Origin of the sequence: Parabacteroides sp. AM08-6, assembly GCF_003473295.1 — a bacterium.
GTDB lineage: Bacteria > Bacteroidota > Bacteroidia > Bacteroidales > Tannerellaceae > Parabacteroides.
Map to the genome: position 1 here is coordinate 169,389 of NZ_QRMP01000003.1, position 24,421 is coordinate 193,809.

The 24,421-nt window shown below is 40.1% G+C and carries 23 protein-coding genes and 1 tRNA gene; 17 read left to right on the plus strand and 7 right to left on the minus strand.

What is annotated here, in order from left to right; all coding sequences use genetic code 11:
* Nucleotides 1–6 precede the first annotated feature (6 nt).
* Together DW103_RS04230 and DW103_RS04235 are read left to right on the plus strand one after the other, a co-directional pair.
* Nucleotides 7–876 carry a hypothetical protein gene (locus tag DW103_RS04230; RefSeq protein ID WP_122274420.1) on the plus strand — a complete coding sequence of 290 codons (870 nt, stop codon included), beginning with the start codon at nt 7–9 and terminating at the stop codon, nt 874–876.
* Nucleotides 877–966: 90 nt separating this feature from the next.
* Nucleotides 967–3,855 (plus strand): pitrilysin family protein, encoded by a 2,889-nt coding sequence (locus tag DW103_RS04235; RefSeq protein ID WP_122274421.1) that lies wholly within the window; start codon nt 967–969, stop codon nt 3,853–3,855.
* A 132-nt stretch (nt 3,856–3,987) separates the two neighbouring features.
* Here the strand turns inward: DW103_RS04235 and DW103_RS04240 are convergent, their stop codons facing one another.
* The gene (locus tag DW103_RS04240; protein ID WP_122274422.1) at nt 3,988–5,457 is read right to left on the minus strand and encodes an ATP-binding cassette domain-containing protein; all 1,470 of its coding nucleotides are present in this window, start codon (nt 5,455–5,457) and stop codon (nt 3,988–3,990) included.
* Nucleotides 5,458–5,716: 259 nt separating this feature from the next.
* Nucleotides 5,717–6,484 (minus strand): acetylglutamate kinase, encoded by a 768-nt coding sequence (argB, locus tag DW103_RS04245; RefSeq protein ID WP_122274423.1) that lies wholly within the window; start codon nt 6,482–6,484, stop codon nt 5,717–5,719.
* 74 nt (nt 6,485–6,558) lie between these two features.
* Here argB and DW103_RS04250 point away from each other — a divergent pair.
* Nucleotides 6,559–6,634 (plus strand) — tRNA-Gly (locus DW103_RS04250).
* 28 nt (nt 6,635–6,662) lie between these two features.
* Here the strand turns inward: DW103_RS04250 and DW103_RS04255 are convergent.
* Entirely contained in the window at nt 6,663–7,841 is a 1,179-nt protein-coding gene (locus DW103_RS04255) for a glycoside hydrolase family 99-like domain-containing protein (protein ID WP_122274510.1), read from the minus strand.
* A 382-nt stretch (nt 7,842–8,223) separates the two neighbouring features.
* On the opposite strand from DW103_RS04255, the gene DW103_RS04260 reads away from it, so the two are divergent.
* Nucleotides 8,224–8,742, plus strand: coding sequence for an HdeD family acid-resistance protein (locus DW103_RS04260; RefSeq protein ID WP_122274511.1), 519 nt, complete (start codon nt 8,224–8,226; stop codon nt 8,740–8,742).
* A 21-nt stretch (nt 8,743–8,763) separates the two neighbouring features.
* Here the strand turns inward: DW103_RS04260 and DW103_RS04265 are convergent, their stop codons facing one another.
* Nucleotides 8,764–9,669 carry an AraC family transcriptional regulator gene (locus DW103_RS04265; RefSeq protein ID WP_122274512.1) on the minus strand — a complete coding sequence of 302 codons (906 nt, stop codon included), beginning with the start codon at nt 9,667–9,669 and terminating at the stop codon, nt 8,764–8,766.
* 238 nt (nt 9,670–9,907) lie between these two features.
* Here DW103_RS04265 and DW103_RS04270 point away from each other — a divergent pair, with 238 nt between their 5' ends.
* The 11 genes from DW103_RS04270 (at nt 9,908) to DW103_RS04320 (ending at nt 21,382) form a co-directional block, all read left to right on the plus strand.
* Complete coding sequence (locus tag DW103_RS04270) at nt 9,908–10,510, plus strand: TetR/AcrR family transcriptional regulator (RefSeq protein ID WP_122274513.1); 603 nt, start codon at nt 9,908–9,910, stop codon at nt 10,508–10,510.
* Nucleotides 10,511–10,574: 64 nt separating this feature from the next.
* Nucleotides 10,575–11,930, plus strand: a complete 1,356-nt coding sequence (locus tag DW103_RS04275) for a TolC family protein (RefSeq protein WP_370453457.1) — start codon at nt 10,575–10,577, stop codon at nt 11,928–11,930.
* A gap of 38 nt (nt 11,931–11,968) precedes the next feature.
* Nucleotides 11,969–12,991, plus strand: coding sequence for an efflux RND transporter periplasmic adaptor subunit (locus DW103_RS04280; protein ID WP_122274514.1), 1,023 nt, complete (start codon nt 11,969–11,971; stop codon nt 12,989–12,991).
* Between the two features lie 13 nt (nt 12,992–13,004).
* Nucleotides 13,005–16,124, plus strand: coding sequence for an efflux RND transporter permease subunit (locus DW103_RS04285; RefSeq protein WP_122274425.1), 3,120 nt, complete (start codon nt 13,005–13,007; stop codon nt 16,122–16,124).
* A 14-nt stretch (nt 16,125–16,138) separates the two neighbouring features.
* The gene (locus tag DW103_RS04290) at nt 16,139–16,432 is read left to right on the plus strand and encodes a PG0541 family transporter-associated protein (RefSeq protein ID WP_122274426.1); all 294 of its coding nucleotides are present in this window, start codon (nt 16,139–16,141) and stop codon (nt 16,430–16,432) included.
* A 54-nt stretch (nt 16,433–16,486) separates the two neighbouring features.
* Entirely contained in the window at nt 16,487–17,248 is a 762-nt protein-coding gene (locus tag DW103_RS04295) for a DUF1295 domain-containing protein (RefSeq protein WP_370453453.1), read from the plus strand.
* Nucleotides 17,249–17,270: 22 nt separating this feature from the next.
* A complete protein-coding gene (locus DW103_RS04300) occupies nt 17,271–18,497 on the plus strand; it encodes an NADH:flavin oxidoreductase (RefSeq protein WP_122274427.1) in 1,227 nt (408 codons plus the stop codon).
* On the plus strand, nt 18,494–19,348 hold the full coding sequence (locus DW103_RS04305) for an SDR family oxidoreductase (protein ID WP_122274428.1): 855 nt from the start codon (nt 18,494–18,496) through the stop codon (nt 19,346–19,348). The genes DW103_RS04300 and DW103_RS04305 overlap by 4 nt, the downstream gene beginning before the upstream one ends.
* A 190-nt stretch (nt 19,349–19,538) precedes the next feature.
* A complete protein-coding gene (locus DW103_RS04310) occupies nt 19,539–20,123 on the plus strand; it encodes a 50S ribosomal protein L25/general stress protein Ctc (protein WP_122274429.1) in 585 nt (194 codons plus the stop codon).
* A 109-nt stretch (nt 20,124–20,232) separates the two neighbouring features.
* Nucleotides 20,233–20,796: an aminoacyl-tRNA hydrolase gene (gene pth / locus DW103_RS04315; protein WP_122274516.1), complete on the plus strand. Its 564-nt coding sequence runs from the start codon at nt 20,233–20,235 to the stop codon at nt 20,794–20,796.
* Between the two features lie 151 nt (nt 20,797–20,947).
* Nucleotides 20,948–21,382 carry an RNA-binding S4 domain-containing protein gene (locus tag DW103_RS04320; RefSeq protein ID WP_122274430.1) on the plus strand — a complete coding sequence of 145 codons (435 nt, stop codon included), beginning with the start codon at nt 20,948–20,950 and terminating at the stop codon, nt 21,380–21,382.
* A gap of 43 nt (nt 21,383–21,425) precedes the next feature.
* On the opposite strand, the gene DW103_RS04325 is transcribed toward DW103_RS04320, so the two are convergent.
* From DW103_RS04325 to DW103_RS04335, 3 genes are read right to left on the minus strand one after another with little or no spacing between them, the layout of a single operon-like run.
* Nucleotides 21,426–22,052, minus strand: a complete 627-nt coding sequence (locus tag DW103_RS04325; RefSeq protein ID WP_233545596.1) for a hypothetical protein — start codon at nt 22,050–22,052, stop codon at nt 21,426–21,428.
* A complete protein-coding gene (locus DW103_RS04330; RefSeq protein ID WP_122274431.1) occupies nt 22,049–23,035 on the minus strand; it encodes a TlpA disulfide reductase family protein in 987 nt (328 codons plus the stop codon). The genes DW103_RS04325 and DW103_RS04330 overlap by 4 nt, the downstream gene beginning before the upstream one ends.
* A gap of 16 nt (nt 23,036–23,051) precedes the next feature.
* Nucleotides 23,052–23,825: an EFR1 family ferrodoxin gene (locus DW103_RS04335; RefSeq protein ID WP_122274432.1), complete on the minus strand. Its 774-nt coding sequence runs from the start codon at nt 23,823–23,825 to the stop codon at nt 23,052–23,054.
* Between the two features lie 87 nt (nt 23,826–23,912).
* Between DW103_RS04335 and DW103_RS04340 the strand changes: the two genes are divergently transcribed.
* Nucleotides 23,913–24,188, plus strand: a complete 276-nt coding sequence (locus DW103_RS04340; protein ID WP_122274433.1) for a hypothetical protein — start codon at nt 23,913–23,915, stop codon at nt 24,186–24,188.
* Nucleotides 24,182–24,406, plus strand: a complete 225-nt coding sequence (locus DW103_RS04345; protein ID WP_158576666.1) for a type II toxin-antitoxin system RelE/ParE family toxin — start codon at nt 24,182–24,184, stop codon at nt 24,404–24,406. Before DW103_RS04340 ends, DW103_RS04345 begins: the two co-directional genes overlap by 7 nt.
* The last annotated feature ends 15 nt before the right edge of the window (nt 24,407–24,421 follow it).

Genomic DNA, 24,421 nt, shown 5'->3' on the forward strand with positions numbered 1-24,421 from the left:
TGAGTTATGAAAAAAATAATATCCTATTTATTCTTTGCCGCAGTTTTGTGTACAAGCTGTACTGATTATGGAACTTTGGATGATACCAGAGTCCCGGAGGTGGCAAAGGCGACAGTAGCATTGAATAATGTAACTGTTAACAAATATGACGCCACATTCAACGTTTCGGTTTCCGCATTCGGTGAACCGAAAGCAATTGAAGCAGGCGTTGTTATCAGTACAGAAAGCGAACCGACAGCTGATAACGGCATTGTCTTGCCAAATGACACATTAGTTTCCGAATTTGAACTGACAAGCACATTTGATCCGGGAATAACCTATCAAGTTCGGGCTTACGTTATCTCTTCAAACAGTATCGTTTACTCCGATATTAAATCATTTACGACAGCATCTCACCCATTAGCTGAATATCTAGGGAAGAAAACGCTGTCTGCCTATGAATATAATACAGAAGGTGATGTAACTGTAACCGTCACTCTCAGTCCGGATACAGATGATGAAACGATACTCTATTTGAACGGTCTGCAATCATGTGCGGGAGTTGATGTCGCATTAGGCACAATGACAATTATTATCGATAAAGAAGCAGGAACCGCTACTATTCCGGCAGGTCAGGTTGTCAAAGAAGCTGATTATGGCAATTATCAATATGCCGCCGTTGATCCGAATACAGGAAACTTTCTTTTGAAAGAAGATATTGTCGGAACATGTAAGAATGGAATTATCCATTTCGATTATTTCGCCGCTGTTATTATTGAAGGGGGAAATGCAGGATTACCTCATCTGTTCATGGAAGATATTCAGATTGGGAATACCCTCAAGTCTGCTCAGGTAAGGAGTAAAAAACTGAACATATCTCTGGGAGAAATCAAATAATATCCATTTGATATAAAACAAAAGGGAGATTCAATCTATATTTGATCTCCCTTTTTGTATTTTTGCAATTTCAAATTAAACGATGAATATATGAAAAAGGTAGTAGGTTTATTTTGTATGCTGATACTGCTATGTGTCACACACACATTGTCCGCACAAGGTCTTAAAGGCTTCAAGTTGAAAAACGGGCTTACAGTGTATGTCTGGGAAGACAGTACCAAACCTGATATATTTGGTATGGTCGGAGTAAAAGTTGGAGCTGTAAACGACCCGGAAGACTTGACCGGTCTGGCTCACTATCTGGAACACATGATGTTTAAAGGAACACAAACTATCGGTTCCATGGATTGGGAAAAAGAGAAACCGCTTTATGAGCAAATTATTGCCAAATACGATGAAATGGCCAATGAAACAGACCCTGCAAAGAAAGAGGCGATTTCACTTGAAATAAACAAGTTGACTATTGAGTCTTCCCAATATACGGCTCTGAATGAATTTGCGAAATTAACAGATAATATGGGTGGGAAAATGCTCAATGCCATGACCGGTTACGATCAAACAATGTATTTTAGTTCATTCCCTCCCTCACAATTATACAAATGGTTGGACTTGAATTCCGAACGTTTCATCAATCCTGTTTTCCGCGCTTTCCAACCGGAACTGGAAACAGTTTATGAAGAGTTCAATCGAAGCCAAGATATGAGAGGGTCTTTGCAATCCGATTTTATGTTGAAACATATCTTCCCCGGACACCCTTACTCACGTGCCGTACTCGGACTGCAGGAACACCTGAAAAATCCGCGCCTAGGAGGTCTGGTAAAATTCTATAACGACTGGTATGTACCTGAAAATATGGTGCTTATTCTGGTAGGGAATGTAAAAATGAAGGATGTTGTAGGATTAGTGAACGACCGTTTCGGCCGTTTGGAAGCGAAGAAAAGTCCGGAGCGGAAAGAATATCCGGAAGTTGACATAAAAGGACGTACGGAATATACAGCTAAAATTTCCGACTTTCCTACATTGGAACTCGCATATAAAGGAGTAGCTATAGGAGATGCCAATGAACTGGCCCTGGAAGTTTGCGTAAATCTGTTATCAAACCGCAATCGTACCGGATTATTGGATAAATTATCCCTTTCCGGAGATGTATTGGAAGCAGGAGCCGAATTGATAAACTTCCGGGAACAAGGGCGTATTCTGATATATGGCGTACCCTATTACGATGTTAACCAACGTCGGTTCGACTCAATGAAAACATTAGAAAAAATGTTGTTGAAGGAAATAGAAAAGATGCAAAATGGAGAAATAGACGACGAACAATTGCAATCCGTGAAAGCAACTTTGATGCGTGATTTTGACCTATCCTTTGAATCTTCGTACTCGAAAGCACAACAAATTCTATCTGCATTCATTAGCAATCAAGACATTAATAACGTTCTTAATTACAAAGAGCTGTTGAATGCAATCACTATCGACCAAATTAAAGAGGTTGCCAACAAATATTTCGGAAAGGATTATATTGCCTTAAATTTCCAGCCCGGTAAAGCTCCTAAAGCAGAGAAACTGGCAAAACCGAAGTTTGAACCGATAAATCCTCCGCGTGATGCCGTTTCGCAATATGCGCAGAATTTCCGTAAACTCCCGGTTCGCAAACTACCGCCTGTATATGCGGATTTTAACGATGTACAAATTAAATCAGTCAATGAACGTTCCCGTTTGTTCTACACGCAGAACAAAGAAAATTCAATCTTTACGCTTACATTAAAATACGGTGTGGGTACCCACGAAATGCCTAAACTTCAATACGCAGTCAATCTAATGAATAACGCAGGTATTATGGGTGCTTATGAACCGCAAGCCTTAAAACGGGAAATGAGTGCTTTGGGTGCTGTTTGTAATTTTCATGTAGATGATAATTATTTGTATATTACAATGTCTGGTTATGAAGAAAATCTGGAAGCCTCCTGTAATCTGTTGACTCGTCAGATTCTGATGCCTCAATTGGACGAAAAACAGCTGAACAATATGATAGGCTCGGCTTATCAGATGCGGGCTATCGAGGATAAAAATTCCAGTTCGTTAGAAGATGCTTTACAGGATTACTTATTATATCAAAACCAATCCGAGTATATTAATCGAATGTCCATAGATGATATCATCGCTTTAAATATCAGTAACCTGACCGGAGAATTTAACCGTGCTACGGATTATGAAGCGGAAATTCATTATGTAGGCTCCATGCCTTTTGATAATGTATACGACATATTAAGCAAAAATCTTCCTTTGAAGGCTCAGGAGAAAGCGACTAATTCTCCGATAGTACAAGAGAGAGTATCTTATAATGAAAATACAATTTATTTTGTATCGGATAATGACGCAGTTCAAAGCAAGATTATGTTTTATGTAGAAGGAAATCCTTATAAACCGGAAGACGATGTCTATTACGATGCTTTCACGAAATATTTCGGAAATGGTTTCGGCGGTTTGGTCATGCAGGAAGTACGTGAATATCGTTCCATGGCTTATACGGCAGATGCTGCAGAAGTCACGCCTCCTTTGAAAGATAAAAACGCTTATTTTTACGGTTATATAGGAACCCAGGCGGATAAGACTGTTCAAGCTATCGAGTTATTCATGAATTTGCTGACTGATATGCCTCAATATCCGGATAGAATTGCAAATATCCAAGATTATTTGCGTGAAGGCATTCAGACTTCCAAACCCGGCTTCCGTTCTAAAAGTCAGGTATATGAAGCATGGAAACGCTTAGGCTTTACACAGGATCCGGCTGTAACACAGTTGCCGTTAATTCATTCACTCTCGTTCGAGGATGTGCTAAAATTCTATCAGCAAAACGTGAAAGGCCGTCCTGTTGCAATCGGGATTGTGGGTGACCCTAAACGTGTAGACTTGAATGCGCTGTCCAAATATGGAAAAGTGATACGACTGAATAAGAATAAGCTATTCTCTTCTAAATAAAATATTACAGAAGGTAGAAGAAAACATAGTTTAGTTCCACCTATTTCATGCTGATGAAACTTTTGTTCCAACCTTTGGAAACTTTTGTTTCATCAGCATGATTTTTTTGTTCCTTGCCGTTGGAACAATCGGTTAGGTATGTTTTATTAACTCAAAGCATTTGTCCACGCAAGCAGGAAGTTCATGTGGGTAATGTGTTACATATATTAATGTTTTACCCGGACGGGAACAAAATTTCTCGATGATACCGGCAGCCTTTTTTTTATTGCTCACATCCAATCCATGTAAAGGTTCATCCAAAATAATCAAATCCGGATCTTTTACAAATGCACGAGCCAAAAGCGCCAAGCGTTGCTCTCCCGACGAAAGCGACAAAAATGACCGTTCTTTTAAATCGGCTATACCGAAAATGTCCATCCAAGCTAAAGCTACAGCTTGCTGCTCCGGCGAACATTTACGATATAATCCAATGGAGTCGAAGAAGCCGGAACCTACAATATTGAGAGTCGGAACATTCTCCATATAGTATAAATGCATTTCCGGAGACACGTAACCGATACGTTTCTTTATGTCCCATATACTTTCACCGGAACCGCGTTTTTTATCAAACAGATACAATGTATTAGCATAAGATTGGGGATTATCTGCATAAACCAAACTAAGCAGTGTAGATTTTCCCGCCCCATTGGGTCCGAACAAAGCCCATTTTTCACCATTCCGCACCTCCCAGTCCAAATCTTTCAAAATCGTACGCGAACCATATTTTATTGAAACATGTTCCATCCGGAAAGTTACCTTATGTTCCGAATGCGCTTTTTCCCCGTCAACAGGAAGCTGAATATCTTTAAATCCCGGTTCCCCTGTCTCATTTTCAGAAGGGAACAATGATGAAATCAGCTCTTTATCCCGCAAAAATTCCTCAGGAGTCTTAACTTCCAAGCATCTGCGTTCTTTTACAGGTAATACATGAGTAACCATTTTCGGAATATCATCCGGATTAGATAACAATAATACCACCTGGACACCTTTCAATTTTGTCATTTGCTGTAGCATATCTATTAAAACGCCACGTGACGGTGCATCTAAACCGATAAACGGATTATCTAATATCAAAATACGCGGATGTTTAAGTAAAGTCCTAACAATTAAAAACTTGCGAAGTTCTCCGCTTGATAAGAAAATTAATCGTTTCGGTAATAACTCCTCTATACCAAAAAGAGCTAACACCTGGTGAAGCTCCTCTTGACCGGCATCCTCCTTTAATATCTCTTCTACGGTCGGCACATCATCTGTTTCCGTCGAATGCCATCGTTGCTGATAATATGAATTACGGCAGTCTGCCAACGAATAAATATCCTTAAATGCTATGCTTTTAACCAAATCACTCACTTTTCCCTCACAGCCGAAAGAGACCTCACCTTCCTTAAAAGCGAACTTACGTTGCATAACATCCGCAATCAATGTTTTTCCGGCACCGTTCGGACCAATCACAGCCCATTGTTGCCCTTCTTCTATTACCCAATTAAGAGGAGTCGCAAAACGCAGTTCCGGCAAACGGGTTTCTACATTTTGTATATTGACTATAACCTTTCTATTCTCCATTATTTTTTCATTAGACGGACAAAGGTAAACAGAAAAGGGAGAACTCTCACAAGCTCTCCCTTCATTTTGCACAGGTGATACATTTAAAATTATTTCTTCGCAAATTAGTTACAATAACCTGTACTTTATCCCAATATCGTTTTCTAAAACCGAATTTCAAATATTTACGCAGCAAATATAATGAAAAATATTACTTATTATCACTATCTAATCAAAATATGTTGCATACTACAACTTTTACAATCATATTGGTTACATTTTAAAACACGCGGGTACCTTTACCACAATGAATTTCCGATGCTTGTGTAATGATTACCTGTTTAACTCCGGCATCTATTGCCTGAAAAGAATTTTCCAACTTAGGTATCATCCCCCCCTGTATCACCCCATCTTCTACATAGCGCTTAAAAATAGCCCGATTTATTTCCGGAATGACACTTTCATCATCGTTCTCATCTCTCAGAACCCCTTTCTTTTCAAAACAAAACATTAAAGTCACCTCAAAATGTTTAGCCAAAGCTTTTGCAGCTTCACCGGCAATTGTATCAGCATTCGTGTTCAACATATTGCCCTGCCTGTCATGTGTCAACGGAGCTAACACCGGTACTATTCCCTGATGAATCAGCGAAGCCAGCAAATCAGCATTTACCTCCTTAACATCTCCCACAAACCCATAATCGACTTCTGCCACAGGACGTTTATCCGAACGCATCAAATTCATATCCGCACCTGTTAGCCCAAGAGCATTTACCCCCAAAACCTGCAAACCAGCCACTATGTTTTTATTAACAAGGCCTCCGTAGACCATTGTTACAACTTTCAGGGTTTCAGCGTCTGTTATCCTGCGTCCGTTTACCATCTTGCTTTCAATACCCAATTGTGCTGCCAGTTTTGTTGCCGAACGTCCTCCCCCATGCACCAACACCTTATAACCTTCAATCTGCGAAAAATCACGCAACAGAATACGCAGAGTATCTTCTTCTTCGACAATTTTACCGCCAACTTTTATCAGAGTTAATTTCTCCATCTTACATTTTCTTTTAATTTTTTGCGCCAAAGTTACTAAAAAAGAAAAGATTTATATACTTTTGTACCGCTTACGCGGTAGTAGCTCAGTTGGTAGAGCGTCGGCTTCCCAAGCCGAAGGTCACGGGTTCGAACCCCGCTTACCGCTCCATTGCGGTGGAAAAGAAAAAAATAGCCTTCTATTTCTCATCAACAAATACGTGTTTGATTGCATTCAAATAACCATATCCATAAACATCACAAGGCATCAGGTAACTGGTTTCTGTCCATTCATTCCAACTATTTATTGTTATCAATGGTTTCTGTTCCGGATGTTTGTCAACAAAAGTTTTAGCTTTACGAAGCGCTTTTTCAAAATTTTCCGGTGTATTGTTTCTTACCACAGCACTTTTGCCTGTCCGGGGACTATTATCCCAACCTACACTGATATGAGGATAATAAGTAAAATCATAAGAAGAATCGATTCGTGCCCATTCTTTTTCAACAGCATCCATAATTACATTATAATCTTCATTTACATTGGTAAAATGGGCAAATTGATAATGCGTAGCACTGGTAAAGCCTAGCTTTTTCACAAATGCGTTCTCCGGATTAGTTGTTTTCCCCGCATCAAATCCGCTATAATTCATATTAATAGCCCACATCGTTATTTGCAGTTCAAGTCCCGGGAAACCGGCTTTTCTTGTTTCTTCTTTAAACCACTTCAATGCTTCAGCCGTTTCTTCTACACCACCTAAACCAGCAATCAGTTGCGGTATATCATAAATCATAAATACAGGTTTCCCATCTATCTTATAATATTGAGGATGCTTAAAATATTTCTCGATATTCCGTTTACAAATCTTTTCAAACTCCTGACGAGCAACTTTTCCTGTCCAAATAACATTATCCTCTTTCACATCAGCTAATCGAGTATCCCAAACATTTAATACATCATGGTTTGCCCACATCAAATAAAATTGCATTTTGTCTACATTATCTGCTTTTAAGAAGCCATTATTCAGTGTTGTCTCCATAAAAGGCCGGCCATCAAACCAATACCAATCGAAAATAAAGACATTCACGCCATGCTTCGTTGCTTGCTCTATCTCCATCGACATCACAGCGGGGTCCGCCTCATTTATATATCCCCATAAAGGTTTACGATTCCAATAATGTCCCGGATTTCTTTTTTGCATCGTCATAACAGTTTCCCACTCTCCTATCCCCATCGGCCAAAATGGACGTAAACGCGGATCATCTGAAGCATATGCCGGATAAACAAATGCCGCCACATCATATTTTGCTTTCCTATCCTGCCCGAACAAAATAACTGAGCAACTCAAAAATATCAACAATAAATACACCCGTTTTTTCATATTTTTACTTTTTAAGATTACACACATATCCTGTTTTTATGAAATTAGCTGACAAATATAGTTATTCCCGTAATTTATCACATCATTCTCTACATTTAAGATTTCTCCGAAGCTCTACAACTTTGCTCCATGATTCATTCCGCTATTTTTTTCTCAGTCCAAGTTTTCTTATCTCTGAAGTCATAGAACATTTCGGCATTACCAAAAGAAATTCCAGTGCCATGCAGATGGCACTACTGTGCCACCGCAGTGGCACTCAGATTAGAAAACAAAATATGGGAATGAAACTTGAAAAGATACGTTATAATTCGCTATTTGAAAAGAAAATAGTGTACCTTCGTTGTTATATATAAAATAGGGATATTGCAAAATATATATGAATATGAAAAATTTGAATAGTTCAATCTTGCGTTGTGCATTCGCATTAGCACTGGGACTTGTTTTGGTTTTATGGCCTGAAGCGGCTGTGACTTATTTGGTTATAACCATAGGTGTATGTTTCATATTACCGGGAGTCTTTTCTCTGTTAAATTATTTCACTCGTGAAAAAGTAGAAGGTGAACCCAATCCGATGTTTCCGATAGATGGAGCGGGCAGTATGTTGTTTGGCGCGTGGCTGGTGATTATGCCACAATTTTTTGTTAGCATTCTGATGTATATATTAGGAGCATTACTTGTAATTGCCGGAATACAGCAAATCGTTTCGCTGGTTTCTGCGCGCAAATGGGCAATTGTGCCCTACGGGTTCTATGTCATACCGGTCTTGATTCTGCTGACAGGAATTATGATTTTAGTTTATCCATTCGGTGCTGCGGCCAATACATTTGTAATATTTGGCATTGCCTGCATTATCTATGGTGTATCCGAACTTATCAATTGGTATAAATTCAACAAAAAATAAAAAACAGAGGAGTACCGTTTATCAAGATTTGCGGTACTCCATCGGTGAAATGCCCATATGTTTCTTAAAGAACTTTCCAAAAGTCGACTGGTCTGAGAAATGTAAGATATCAGCAACTTGTTGTACTGTAGCTTGAGGTGCTTTCAAAAGAATTTTAGCTTCCACTATCAAAGCATCATCTATCCACTTATTAGCAGACTTTCCGGTCAATTCTTTTAATATCAACGATAAATACTGAGGAGTGATGAATAACTTCTCCGCATAGAATGTTACAACATGCTGTTCCTTGCAATGCTCGAAAAGAAGTTGCAGGAATTGCTCAAACAATTCTTCTTTCCGGGAAAGAGTCGGCTTGACAAGGCGGTCTTTTTTACTCATAAAAATATTGGCTACTTCCAGCAAGAAGCCGATAAATGCATTTTGTACGACCTCTTTTTGAAAGAAATGAGTCCGTTCCTTCATCTTCTCCCTGATTACCCGGATACAAGATTCTAATTTAGCTGTCTCTTCCGGTTCCAGTTCCGTACAAGGATTTTTCCGGATTTCCATATAATTGGCGACAGAATGCGTCCGATTGTTTCCCGGGTTACAGCCATCCAGGAATTCCCGGGATGCAATTATCAACCGACCTTTAAAATCCTTACTTATCCGACTCAATTGAAGCGTATGAGTCGGCATAATCGTCACAAAGCAATTCGGACCAATCGTATAAGGTATATAATCCAGCCTGAGCTCTGTCGTTCCCTCCAAAGCCAATACCATTAAAAGAACATCCAAACGCATAGGAACATAATGTTCCGGTGCATCTGATTCACCTATTTCAGAACTGCCATCGAAATCAACAATCGAGAAAATATCTTGAAAACTATCACGAGTAGTTATACTCTTATTCAATTCCGCTAACTCTATTATAGGAAGCTTTTCCATACAAATGTTTTTACATATCGTTTCTTGCAAAGATAAACATTGTTTCGAATAAACAAGCAAAAGTTTCATTTTTTTACCAATTCATAAAAAAGATAAAGCATAAATTAGCAAAAACAGGGAGCAAGATGTTTTCGTTTCCGACTAATTTCGTAACTAAATAAACCTTTTCGGTTTTCTAAATTAAGCAGACCTTTGCCCCATTCAGTATATGTCACTAAAAAAAACAGAAAAATCAAATATGATAAAAGAAGAAATAATGCTAACAGCATTCGACCTATTCGCACAATACGGAATAAAGAGTGTCAGCATGGATGATATCGCTCATAATATGGGTATCTCCAAACGAACGATTTATGAATTTTTTGAAGACAAAGAGACATTGCTGCTTGAAGGTTTCGAATTGAACTATAATAAAATGAGGCTCTATTTGGAACAACTTGAAAAAGGAGCTTTCAATTCACTGGATATCATTTTATTATTTTATGAGGAATTCATGAAACACCCTCGTTGGTTCAATCGAAAATTTTACGAAGATTTGAAACGATATCCCAAAGCACTGCAAAAAACAGAAGAAAAAAAGAATTTGTTTTTTAAAAAATGCATAAAGCTCCTTAATCTTGGTGTCAAAGAAGGAGTATTCCTTCCCAATATCAACTTCGGAATTGTTGCGCTTTTAGCTAAAGAGCAAGTAAAAATGATTCATCCGCCTAAAACATTCTCGAATTATTCTATTACAGAAGTATTCAATACGATTCTTTTAACTTTCTTAAGAGGCATCTCTACGGAAAAAGGAATCTCCATACTGGAACGACACCAACTCAGACATACACAAATACAATAAAATTACTGATATTTTAATCCAAAAATCAAATTCACTTTAGATGAAACAATTAATTAGTGCAAAGATGATGCGGATAGTATTTCTACTACTATCCACTTTGATGTTTACATCCATCAAAGCTCAAGAGACATTGAGATTAGATTTGGACAAAGCATTAGAGATTGCGTTAAGTGAAAATCCGACTGTAAAAGTTGCCGACAAGGAAATCCAAAAGAAAAAATATGCACAAAAAGGTTCATACGCTTCTTTATTTCCGCAAATAAATTTTGCAGCCGATTATAACCGTACGCTGAAAAAACAGGTAATGTACATGGATGGCTTTGAAATGGGTAGCTCGGAACTGCCGGAAGGTACGGATGCTCCTGATTTGAGCCAGGGTATAGAAGTGGGTCGTGATAACAATTGGAATTTGGGGTTCAATGCTTCCATGCCACTTGTCAACGCATCCCTATGGAAAAGTTTAAGCATTTCGGCTATTGATGTAGAAATGGCAATAGAACAAGCTCGTTCTTCAAAAATAGGGATGGTCAACCAAGTAAAGAAAAGCTATTATGGGGTATTGTTAGCAAATGATTCTTACCGCGTATTTAAAGAGAGTTACGATAATGCTATGGAGAATTACATAGATATAAAAAAGAAATACGAACAGGGAACAGTTGCTGAATACGACCTTATACGCGCTAACGTAACAGTAAAGAACAGTGAACCGAATATGCTGCAAGCTGAAAATGCGTTGACATTGGCTAAATGGCAATTGAAAGCATTATTAGGAATGGAGCTCGAAATGGATATTGATTGCGAAGGACAATTGACTGATTTTGAATCCGAACTTTTCGAGGATTATCTGTCCACCAACACATCGCTGGATAACAATACAGACCTGAAACAGATAGATATTCAAAATAAACAATTGGAAAAGACGTTGATAATGCAAAAATACGATTATCTGCCTACTCTTTCTCTCACCGGTTTATATCAATGGACAGCCATGAATAATGACTTTAAGTTCAGAAACTATCTGTGGAACCCTTATTCCATGATAGGGGTAACTTTATCAATTCCCATATTTACGGGTGGAAACAAATTCTATAAAATCAAACAAACCAGAAACTCCATCGAACAACTTAATTTACAACGGGAAGACACCGAACGTAACCTGCAACTGGCAATAAAACAGTACATGGATAATATGAATACCTGTATAAAACGATTCAGTGCCTCACAAAAAGGGGTGGAACAGGCAGAACGTGGCTATTTGATTGCACAGAAACGTTATGATACCGGTGCCGGAACATTGCTCGAGCTGAACGATTCGGAACTAGCTCTTACTCAGGCCAGATTAAACTTCAATCAATCCATCTATGATTATATCGTTGCAAAATCAGACTTGGAAAAAGTACTGGGACAACAAAACTTTTAATAATAATGATAATAAAAGAAATAAAAACCGTTTACAATATGAAGACAAGTAAGATACTGAATATTTTACCGCTTATTACATTGGCCCTGCTGATGTCCTGTTCGGGAGAAAAGAAGGCAGAAGAGAATCAAACTGCCCCTGAAAAAGTGAAAGTGAAAGTTGAAACCATTTCGTCTCAGGACGTAGATCAAATCAGTGAATTCACAGCCACCGTAAAAGCGAATGTAAGCAATAAAATAGCACCGCAAACTCCTTTTCGCATTGAAAAACTATTTGCTGAAGTCGGCGACCATGTAAAGGCCGGACAAGTACTCGTCAAAATGGATGAAACAAACTTGAAACAGACGAAAATACAACTGGACAATCAAGAATTGGAGTTTAAACGTATCGATGAGCTTTATAAAGTGGGAGGTGCTTCCAAATCAGCTTGGGATGCACAAAAAACCCAATTGGAAATAAGCCGTACGACATATAAAAACTTACAGGAAAATACAAAACTGCTGAGTCCTATAACCGGTATAATCACGGCACGTAACTACGATAGCGGCGATATGTATAGCGGAGCAGACCCCATCTTTGTCGTAGAAGAAATCCGACCGGTAAAACTGCTTGTCAATGTATCGGAAAGCTTCTTCACCAAAGTAAAAAAAGGAAATGACGTGGACATCAAATTAGATGTTTATGGAGACGAGGTATTCAAAGGAAAAGTAAGCCTGATTTATCCTAGCATTGATCCGGAAACGCGAACATTTCCTGTTGAAATAAAGATTTCAAATACCGATGAACGGGTTCGTCCCGGTATGTTTGCACGAGTAATTATGACTTTCGGGACACAAAATCACGTAGTTGTTCCCGACTTGGCCATCGTAAAACAATCCGGCGCCGGCGATCGCTATATATACGTATATAAAGATGGCAAAGTCTCTTATCAAAAAGTTGAACTTGGACGTCGTATGGGGAATAGATATGAAATCATTTCGGGTGTGGAAAACGGCGACCAAATTGTAGTTTCGGGTCAAAGCCGATTAAACAACGGAATGGAAGTTGAAATCGAACAATAAGAAATAATTTAATATGAGTATATATGCAACCGCGGTAAAAAAACCGGTAACAACAGCTCTTATCTTCGTAGCTATTGTTATTTTCGGTCTTTTTTCCTTAACCAGGCTGTCAGTAGACCTGTTGCCGGAAATCGAGACAAACACCATCATGGTAATGACCTCCTATCCGGGTGCCAGTGCTGCAGACATTGAAATGAACGTATCCAAACCTTTGGAAAATGTACTCAACAGTGTGAGCGATTTGAAACATATTACATCGCAATCCCGTGAGAATATATCCATCATCACTCTTCAATTTGATTATGGAACAGATATTGATGTTGCAACAAATGATGTCCGCGATAAACTTGACGTAGCCGAACCGATGTTGCCGGACGATGTGGACAATCCGATTATATTCAAATTCGGGACTAACGATATCCCCATTATAATATTATCGGTAACAGCCGAGGAAAGTACAAATGCACTTTACAAGATATTGGATGATAAAGTATCGAACCCGTTGGCACGTATCAGCGGCGTTGGAGCCGTATCGATTTCCGGTACACCAACCCGTGAAATACAAGTGTATTGTGACCCTTACAAACTGGAAGCTTATGGTGTTACAGTAGAAGGTATTTCTTCTATCATCGCCCAAGAAAACAGGAATACACCAGGCGGTAGTGTCGACATCGGTTCGAATGCTTATTCATTACGTGTACAAGGAGAATTTACTGATGCCCACCAGATGGACAACCTTGTTATCGGGCATAAAGAGGGGAAAACTATCTATTTGCGTGATGTCGCCAGAATCGAAGATAGTATTGAAGAACGTGCACAGGAGACATATAACAATGGTAAAAAAGGAGGTATGATTGTTATTCAGAAACAATCTGGTGCCAACTCCGTAAATATTGCCAAAAAGGTGCATCAGAGGTTACCGGAAATACAAGAAAGTCTTCCCTCTGATGTTAAATTAGGTGTTATTATGGATACCTCTACAAACATCCTGAATACAATTGACAGTTTGAAAGAAACTATTTTTATCACGTTCATCATCGTTATGTTGGTCGTATTCATTTTCCTTGGACGATGGAGAGCGACATTTATCATTATCCTGACAATTCCGATTTCATTGATTGCCTCTTTTGCATACCTGTTGGCATCAGGAAATACGTTGAATATTATCTCTTTGAGTTCACTATCCATCGCGATTGGTATGGTTGTGGATGATGCAATCGTTGTTTTGGAAAACATTACAACCCATATAGAAAAAGGTAGTGCTCCGAAACAGGCAGCCGTACATGCGACAAATGAAGTGGCTATTTCAGTTGTCGCTTCAACCCTGACCATGCTGGCGGTATTCCTACCATTGACAATGGTAACCGGAATGGCCGGTATTCTATTCAAACAGTTGGGATGGATTGTTAGTATTATTATGATTGTATCTACGGTCGGGGCTTTGACGTTAACACCAATGCTCAGTTCACAGTTGCTCCGCCTAAATCCCCAAAAAGGACGTCTTTATACATTATTTTTTACCCCGATTGAAAAAGCATTGGATAAACTGGATTATTATTATTCCCGTTTCCTTTACTGGGCTGTCCGGCACCGGAAAACGGTCATATTCGGAGCAATGCTTATATTTTGCGGTAGCTTACTGCTCGTTCCAACGATAAAGACAGAGTTTTTCCCGACACAAGATAATGCGCAAATCAGTGTCCACATCGAACTTCCGGTGGGTACGCGTCAGGATATTACCCGTAAACTGGCTTTACAGGTCGATGAACTCTTCCGAAATAAATATCCGGAAATCAAAACATGTAACTTCACAGAAGGACAAGCTGACTCCGATAATACATGGGCTCAATTGAGTAATAACGGTACACATATCATTGATTATTACATCAATCTAAGTAGTGTTGGCGACCGCGAACGTGGATTAGTCGAGATATGCGAGGAAATGCGTAAAGACTTGAAGCAGTTTACTGAAATTAAAAGATATAAAGTTATCGAAGGCGGACAAGAAGAAGGTATGGGAGGACAAAATGCCGTTTCCGTAGAAATTTATGGTTTCGATTTTGCCCGTACAGACGCTGTTGCCACAGAGTTGGCCCAACGTATGCTGAAAGTAAAAGGATGTTCGCAAGTAAATATCAGCCGCGAAGACTATATTCCGGAATATCAGGTCGATTTCGACCGTGAGAAACTGGCACTCAACGGCTTGAATATTACTACTGCAGCTATGTCACTGCGTAATCGTATAAATGGTTCAACCGCATCCAAATATCGGGAAGACGGAGACGAATATGATATAAAAGTACGTTATGCCCCTGAATTTCGTCAATCCGTTGAAGATATTGAAAACATTATGATTTATAATGCCAACGGCCAAGGTATCCGTATTCGCGATTTGGGTAACGTCGTCGAACGTATGACCCCTCCTACCATCGAGAGAAAAGACCGCGAACGTATCATCACCGTTTCAGCTGTTGTCGGAAAAGGCGCAGCAATGAGTGACATCGTAACTGCTGCCCGTAATGAGCTGAAAAATATGGATATTCCCTCTGATATCAGCTGGCAGTTAGGAGGTACTTATGAAGACCAAATGGATACATTTACGGATTTGACTATTTTAATGATATTGATTATCATACTGGTATTTATCGTGATGGCAGCTCAGTTTGAATCACTAACCGACCCGTTTGTGATTATGTTTTCCATCCCGTTTGCCTTTACCGGTATTATCTTAGGATTATCTGTAACGCGGACACCACTGGGAGTTATGGCACTGATTGGTCTGATTATGTTGATGGGTATTGTTGTGAAAAACGGTATCGTACTGATTGACTATACCATTCTTTGCCGCGAACGTGGCATGGGTATCCTAACGGCAGTTGTCACAGCTGGAAAATCGCGTCTCCGTCCGGTATTAATGACAACATTAACAACTGTATTAGGTATGATACCGATGGCTGTCGGCACAGGTGAAGGTTCCGAAATGTGGCGTTCTATGGGTATGACCGTGGCATGGGGACTCTCTGTTTCAACTCTGATTACCTTGATTATCGTTCCTGTCGTATACAGTGTATTTGCCGGAAACGGTGTACGACGCAGAAGAAAGAAATTAGCTCGTAATAATTCTAATGTATAATAAAAATATCAAAAATGAAAGCTATCTTTATATCGTTTAATCAAGCATATTACGAAATAATATTAAGTATCATGGATCGTAATAATATTCGCGGTTTCACATATTGGGAAGAAACACAAGGACGTGGTTCAAGGACAGGTGAACCTCATTATGGCAGTCATGCTTGGCCTACTCTCAACTCTTCCATTCTCACAATGGTCGAGGATGAAAAAGTAGATCATTTCCTTGAGTTGCTTCATCAAATAGATAAGCAAACAGAAGCACAAGGTTTACGTGCTTTTGTTTGGAATATTGAAAAAACAATATAAACAAACAAGAATTGCTGATTTTCAATACATAACGAAGAGAAATAATAAAGAATAATGACACACGAATATTTCACCTTATTCCTAATTACAATGTCTGCCATTGCAGCTATTGTTTTCATTGCACTTTATTTTGTGGAAGCGGGTTATGGAATGTTATTCGACCGTAAATGGGGATTTCCCATTCCAAACCGGATAGCATGGGTCTGTATGGAGGCTCCTGTTTTTATCGTCATGTTTCTGTTGTGGAACAGTTCGGCACGTCAATTTGAAACAGTCCCCCTACTCTTTTTTCTCTTCTTTGAACTGCATTATTTTCAGCGTTCTTTTATTTTTCCTCTCCTGTTAAAAGGGAATAGTAAGATGCCGGCCGGTATTATGCTTATGGGTATAACCTTCAATCTGCTGAACGGTTATATGCAAGGAGAATGGTTGTTCCATTTAGCCCCTGCGGATATGTACACAACAGAATGGTTGCGTAGTCCGCAATTCATCATCGGTACTATTCTCTTTTTTACAGGAATGGGAGTCAATCTGCAATCGGATTATATCGTCCGTCATTTGCGTAAACCTGGAGACAACGGACATTATCTGCCTAAAGGGGGAATGTTTAATTATGTAACATCTGCTAATTATTTTGGAGAAATCATCGAGTGGTGCGGTTTTGCTATCTTAACTTGGAGTGCAAGCGGAGCTGTTTTTGCATGGTGGACAATAGCAAATTTGATTCCGAGAGCAAATACGATTTACCACAAATACAAAGTAATGTTCGGCAATGAAATCGGTAATCGCAAACGAGTCATTCCCTTTATATATTGATACATAAAAATAAAAAGTGATAATGAATAAAGAATCTGTACTATTTACACCGGCAAAGATTGGGCCGCTTACCCTTAGAAATCGTACAATACGGGCGGCGGCATTCGAAAGCATGTGCCCGGGAAATTCTCCTTCGGATATGCTATACAATTATCATAAATCCGTAGCTGCCGGCGGTATCGGTATGACGACATTGGCCTATGCAGCCGTAACACAAAGCGGACTTTCTTTTGACCGCCAGCTCTGGATGCGACCTGAGATTATTCCCGGACTCAGAAAAATCACGGATGCCATCCATAACGAAGGTGCTGCAGCATCTATTCAACTTGGACACTGTGGGAATATGTCGCATAAAAATATTTGTGGATGTACACCCATTTCTGCATCAACAGGTTTCAATATTTACTCCCCGACTTTTGTTCGCGGCATGAAACCTTCCGAAATCATAGCGATATCCAAAGCTTTCGGTGATGCGGTAAAACTGGCACGGGAAGCCGGAATGGACGCCGTAGAAATACATGCCGGACATGGGTATCTAATCAGTCAGTTCCTCTCCCCCTACACCAATCATCGTAAAGATGAATATGGCGGCAGCTTGGAAAACCGGATGCGTTTTATGAAAATGTGTATGGATGAAGTAATAAAAGCTGCAGGTTCCGACATGGCTGTATTGGTTAAAATGAATATGCGCGACGGCTTTAAAGGAGGAATGGAATTGGACGAAACGCTTGAGGTGGCCTATACCCTTCAAAATGAATGCGGAGCACAAGCTTTGATACTGAGCGGAGGATTTGTCAGCCGTGCCCCGATGTACGTGATGAGAGGAACCATGCCTATCCATACTATGACCCACTATATGCCTGCCGGTTGGCTTCCTGTCGGGGTAAAAATGGCAGGACGTTTTATGATACCGTCCGAACCATTCAAAGAAGCTTATTTTCTGGAAGATGCACTCAAATTCAGAGCCGCGTTGAAAATGCCGCTCGTTTATGTAGGAGGCCTGATTTCAAGGGAAAAGATTGAAGAAGTGCTGAATGACGGTTTCGAATTCGTCAGTATGGCCCGTGCCTTACTAAACGATCCGGCATTTGTCAATCACATGAAAGAGGGGCTGCAAACCCGGTGTGACTGTGGACATAGCAATTATTGCATTGCCCGCATGTATTCATTGGAGATGGCTTGTCACAAACAGATAAAAGATTTGCCTCAAAGCATTATTAAAGAAATAAAAAAACTGGAATATAAATGAAGGAAAAAGGATTAGCCATCATAACCGGAGCAGACGGAGGAATGGGACAAGTCATCACGACAGCTCTTGCTAAAGAGGGTTTTCCTATAATCATGGCTTGTCAAAACCCGGAAAAGGCAATACCGATATGTAATCATATCCGCATAACAAGCAAAAACAGCCGGATAGAAATTCGTAAAATAGACTTGGCTTCCCTGTCATCCGTTTCGGCATTTGCCGAACAACTGTTAAAAGATGGGCAACCCGTCAGCCTGCTAATAAATAATGCAGGTATCCTGACTACGAAAGTCCGCCGAACAGAGGATGGACTGGAGACCATCGTCAGTGTCAATTATGTTGCCCCCTATTTGCTTACACGCAAAATATTGCCTTTGATGGAGCCGGGTGCTCGCATCGTTAATACAGTTTCCTGCACATACGCTATCGGCAAAATAGAACCCGAATTCTTCGAGAAAGGAAAAAGCGGACATTTCTCCCGTATCCCGGTATACGGAAATACGAAACTGGCTCTTCTCCTGTTCACCCAAGAGTTAGCCGTACAGATTAAAGATAGAGGAATCATTGTAAATGCAACAGATCCAGGAATCGTCAGTACAAATATGATAACCATGCATGCTTGGTTTGATCCGTTGACTGACATCTTATTCCGTCCATTTATCAAAACTCCTTCGCAAGGTGCGGCAACAGCCATCTATTTGGCTCTTTCGGACCAAGTAAAAGAGAAGAACGGTTGTTGCTTTGCCAACTGTAAAGAAAAAAACGTATCCAAACGTATCCGGCATCATGTAGCGCAGAAAGAACTTTGGGACAGTACGGAAGAAATTCTCCGTCAAAAAGGCTTTCGAATTTGAACCGAATGCACAATCATTTTCATTCGGATGCAATTCTTTTTCCATCCGAATGAATTTTTATTTCATTCGGATATTATTTTGCAAATAAAAATAAAAGATTTACCTTTGCACCGCTTTTAACCCCCGTACGTGTGATGGGAAATTAGAAAGCATAAACATCTAATTTTGAGTAACACAAAAAATTAAGAAAATGAAGACATTTCAATTAGAAGGCAGCAAAAGAGAAGTCGCAGCAACTTCTGCTGACCAGAAAAGAGCTTTAAAAGCTATGCGTAAGAACAACGAAATTCCTGCAGTATTGTACGGTGGTGAAGAAGTAATACATTTCAGCGTTACCAAAGACAGTGTTCGTAACTTGGTTTATACTCCGGAAATTTTTGTTGTAGAATTGACTATCAGTGGTAAAAAGACAATGGCTATCGTAAAAGATATCCAGTTTCAGGCTGTAACCGACGCTATCATGCACATGGACTTCTTAGAAGTTTCCGACCAGAAACCGGTTGTAATGGAAGTTCCTGTAATACTGGAAGGTCATGCTGAAGGTGTGAAAGCCGGTGGTAAGTTGAGCTTGCAAATGAGAAAGCTGAAAGTAAAAGCCCTTTACACTGCTATTCCTGAACAATTGCATGTAAATGTAGACCACCTGGGATTAGGTAAAACAATGCAGGTTGGTTCTTTACACTTCGAAGGTCTGGAGCTGATGAACGCTAAGAACGCTGTTGTTTGTGCCGTTCAGTTGACTCGTGCCGCTCGTGGTGCTCAGGCAAAAGCATAAGAATTTATTATTCTAAATAATAAGGTAAGGGGAGGATATTCGGCAGAGTATTCTTCCCTTTGTTATATAGAACTGACGAGGGGACAACCCCGTGACAAAAATACGAACAATGAAATATCTGATAACAGGACTTGGTAATATAGGTTCCGAATATTGGGGAACCCGCCATAACATCGGTTTTCGTGTAGTTAATGCACTGGCAGAAGAGGGTGGCGTACCTTTTACTGAGGAACGCTATGGGGCCATTGCCCGAATGCGTGTCAAGAACTGCGAATTGGTTATATTAAAACCAAATACATTCATGAACCTGAGCGGTAATGCCATCCGTTACTGGTTGCAGAAAGAAAATATTCCGGTAGAGAATCTATTAGTTGTAGTAGATGACCTTTCTTTACCTTTCGGCACGCTCCGGCTGAAACCGAAAGGAAGTGATGCGGGGCACAATGGGCTGAAGAATATCCAACAAATACTGGGTACACAAGAGTATAGCCGCCTCCGTTTCGGTATCGGATGTGATTTTCCCCGAGGCGGACAAATCGATTATGTTCTGGGTAAGTTTCCACAGGAAGAACTCGATTTAATGCCCGAAAAAATGAAACGGGCCGTAGAAATAATCAAAAGCTTCTGTTTGGCAGGAGTACAAAATACAATGAATATATTTAATAATAAGTAGTTAGTAGTTGGTAGCTGGTAGCTGGTCGTTAGTAGAAAAGAGGGTTTGTTGTTAGGTTGGAAATTAAATTTGTTCCTAATTATAAGCTTTTACTATTAACTATTAACTACCAACTATTAACTACCAACTACTAACTACCAACTACAAAAAAATGCTCGAAGTCCGTATAGATAAATGGATGTGGGCCACCCGCATATTCAAAACACGAACAATAGCAGCGGAAGCCTGCAAGAAAAACAGGGTGATGATAAACGGTGTTAATGTGAAAGCATCACGCATGATCAAAGTCGGAGATATTATCCAGGTACGTAAACCGCCTGTTACATTCTCTTTCAAGGTGCTTGATTTGACCGAACGCCGTATGGGTGCTAAACTCGTTCCCGATTATCTGGAGAACGTAACGCCACCGGAACAATACGAAATACTGGAAATGAATCGTATTTCCGGCTTCGTAGACCGTGCCCGCGGTTTAGGCCGTCCGACAAAAAAGGACCGTCGGGAACTGGAACAATTTACAGACCCCGGTCTGTTAAATGACGGTTTTGACTTCGATTTCGACTTCGATAGCGAGGATGACGAAGAATAGAAAATAATAAAAAACAGTCTTTAGTGTTTTTTATATGCCTCATTTACCGGATGTCATCTAACAAGGGTTGCAATTCTTTTTCAAATATTTGCTTACTGATAATCCGGTAGTGTGGATTGTAGGTCTCCTCAAACGTTTTGCTATGGTGGCCTACATACTCTCCCCGGTTCAAGCGTTCCTCTATTTCCTTCCGGTCTGCATCATAATCAGGCAAGGTCAAGTTCATGGATCGAATAATGGTTTCGATTTGCAACCATTCCTTTTGCCACTCCGCCACGGTAACAGGACGGATACCATTGACACTTCGTACGAAGGCATCAAAGAAAGTATCATAAGAAATTTGTCCGGTCTTGATAACCGAAAGATTTACCCGAAGGAAATTACCTTCCCAGCCGGTCGGTTCGGCAACAGCCCCTTCTATCTTAGAATAAGAATTAAGTTCCCGGCGAAGATAATTACCGGCAGCTGTCGTATCGCTAATAATATGTCCGGGACCGAATTTGTCCTGAAAGAAATTCTTATATAAATCCTTCAGAGTAGACTTCGGATAAGTTTGCATCTGCCGGGCAACAGCCTCACGGACAGAAACTTCAAAGCCTTTCTTCTCCGCAGCAAAAAGGTTGCCGCAGAGAAGGAAGAAAAACATGAAGAGAGCAGACTTTTTCATCATTTGTCCAATTCCTTTTGAAGTGTCTGCTGCAATTCCTCACCGGTAATATTCTTGGCAATAATAACTCCGTCCGGATTAAGCAGAACATTAGCCGGAATACCGCGGACACCATAGAGTGCCGGAATTTCAGAATCCCAGTATTTCAAATCGGAAACATGCGTCCAAGTCAGATTGTCATCAGCAATTGCTTTCAACCATTTCGCCTTATCCTTATCTAAAGAAATACCAATCACCGTAAAGTTCTTATCCTTGTATGTATTGAAAGCTTTCACGACATTCGGGTTTTCACGGCGACAAGGAGGACACCAGGAAGCCCAAAAATCCAACAACACAAACTTTCCTCTGAAATCAGAGAGGGAGACAGCCACACCCGCCGTATCCGGCAATGTAAATTCGGGAGCAGTCTTTCCTATTTGCACATTCTCCAGTTGTTGGATAATCCCATCCAAGTCTTTTACATAAGGACAATCAGCCAAAACCGGAGCGAGTTTGGCACGAGTTGCTTTCAGTTCATCCAGCGGCAACTGATACGTAAAATAACGATAAAGATAAAATGCAGCAACCGGAGAGTCCGGATATTTCGTCACTAAACTATCTATATCAAAACCTTTTTCAAAAACCTTCCCTGCATTTTCCAGAAAAATATCATTGACGGGAGAGTTGGTGACAGTAATCGTTTCCCCTTTCTTGCCTATCTTCACATTCATGTCTGTATTCTCTACAAAGAGTTGAAGCGGATAATCCATCTCTTCGGTAGCCAGGCCGAACAAAAGAGGTTGGTCAACCTTCCCTTTAAAAGTAAATTTACCGGCTTTCACATCTGCGGTATCCACATCAAAAAACATCTTATTCCGGAATGATTTCAAGAAAACTTTTCCTTCCTGCATTCCCTCTACTTCTCCATTTATCACATAACCTTTTGGCGTCTCTTGGCAAGCTGTCATCAACAAAGCTGCCAATAACATAAATACAAATTGCTTCATCTTTTTGTTTGATTAATTATTTAATATCGGGATGATGATAACGTCCTTTTTTCACAGTCTCTTTACCATATTCGATAGCACGTACCGGGCAACGATGGATACAGGCGACACATTGCACACAGGTATTTGCCCAAACCGGCTTTCCGTCGACCAGCGAAATCGTACCGGTCGGACAAATCTTTTCGCATAATCCACAGGATATACAGGCATTTGTCGCCCGAAAGGAGTTACGTCCCGTTGCAAAGTTAGCGAAAAGAGGGTAAACAAAATAGCTTTTCAGGAAAGGCATACTCCCTTTCTTGTATAAATTAACGTTTTGATGCCGGCGAATGGCTTCGGCTATCGCCTCAACCTGAGCCGGAGCTTCTTTCAATTTCTGCTCTTCCACATCCTTGCTATCTACGTTAAATCCAGCCATCAAAATATAATTGTTCGGCATGATAACGGAGTAGGCTGCGGTCTGTTTAATCCCTCGCGCAGCCAACCTTTTAGCCAACATGTCCGCAGTATAACCACATTCATCACCGCATGTACAAACAGAATATACAGGTTGTTCCGCATAACCGGTTAATTTCAGGCGGGAAACAAAACGAGTCACAGGAATGGACGGCCCCCAGGAATGAACCGGATAAACAAATAGTATTTTCTCGTCTTCCCGCAAAGGACAGATAAGTTCCTCTTTTCCGGTTTGCAACTGCTCGGCTATCGAAACCAACGGTTCACGGAGGGCTACGGCAAGTGCCTTTGCCACCCAAAGCGAATTACCTGTCCCTGTAAAATAGAATATCATAAGGCATTTTGTTTTGAACACAAAGTAAAGAATATTCCGATTTATATCTTACCTTTGTTGCATTAAGAAACCTAAAGACAAGTGATTATGACTACAATGGAACTAAATTTACGGAAAGAAAACCTGATAGGCTACATCAAATCGATGGACGAAGCGACTGTTTGCAAAGTGGAACAGTACATTAAAAGACTGTGCCAGGCATCGGATAAAGAGGAAAAAGTAATAAATGCTTATCCTTGGGCCCCCAATGATGAAAACTTACAAAACATGGTTGCAGAAGCAGAAGAAGATTTTAAATATGGACGATGTACCAAACAAGAGGAACTGGAAAAAGAACTAAGAAAGAATATGGCATCATGGTAAAAGAGATATATTGGTCTAACCTTGCTAAAATCCAATTAACCAACATCCTTAAGTATTATCATTACAAGACTGGGAATAAGTATGCTAATCAATTATTGGATAAGATTATCCATGCTACAACTTTACTGCAAGCTAATCCTCGGTTGGGATTCACAGAACCAAGTTTAAAGAAATACGCAAACAAGCTATCCAAGCGGATACAGGACAAAAGACTATAGAGTTATGGCAAAAAG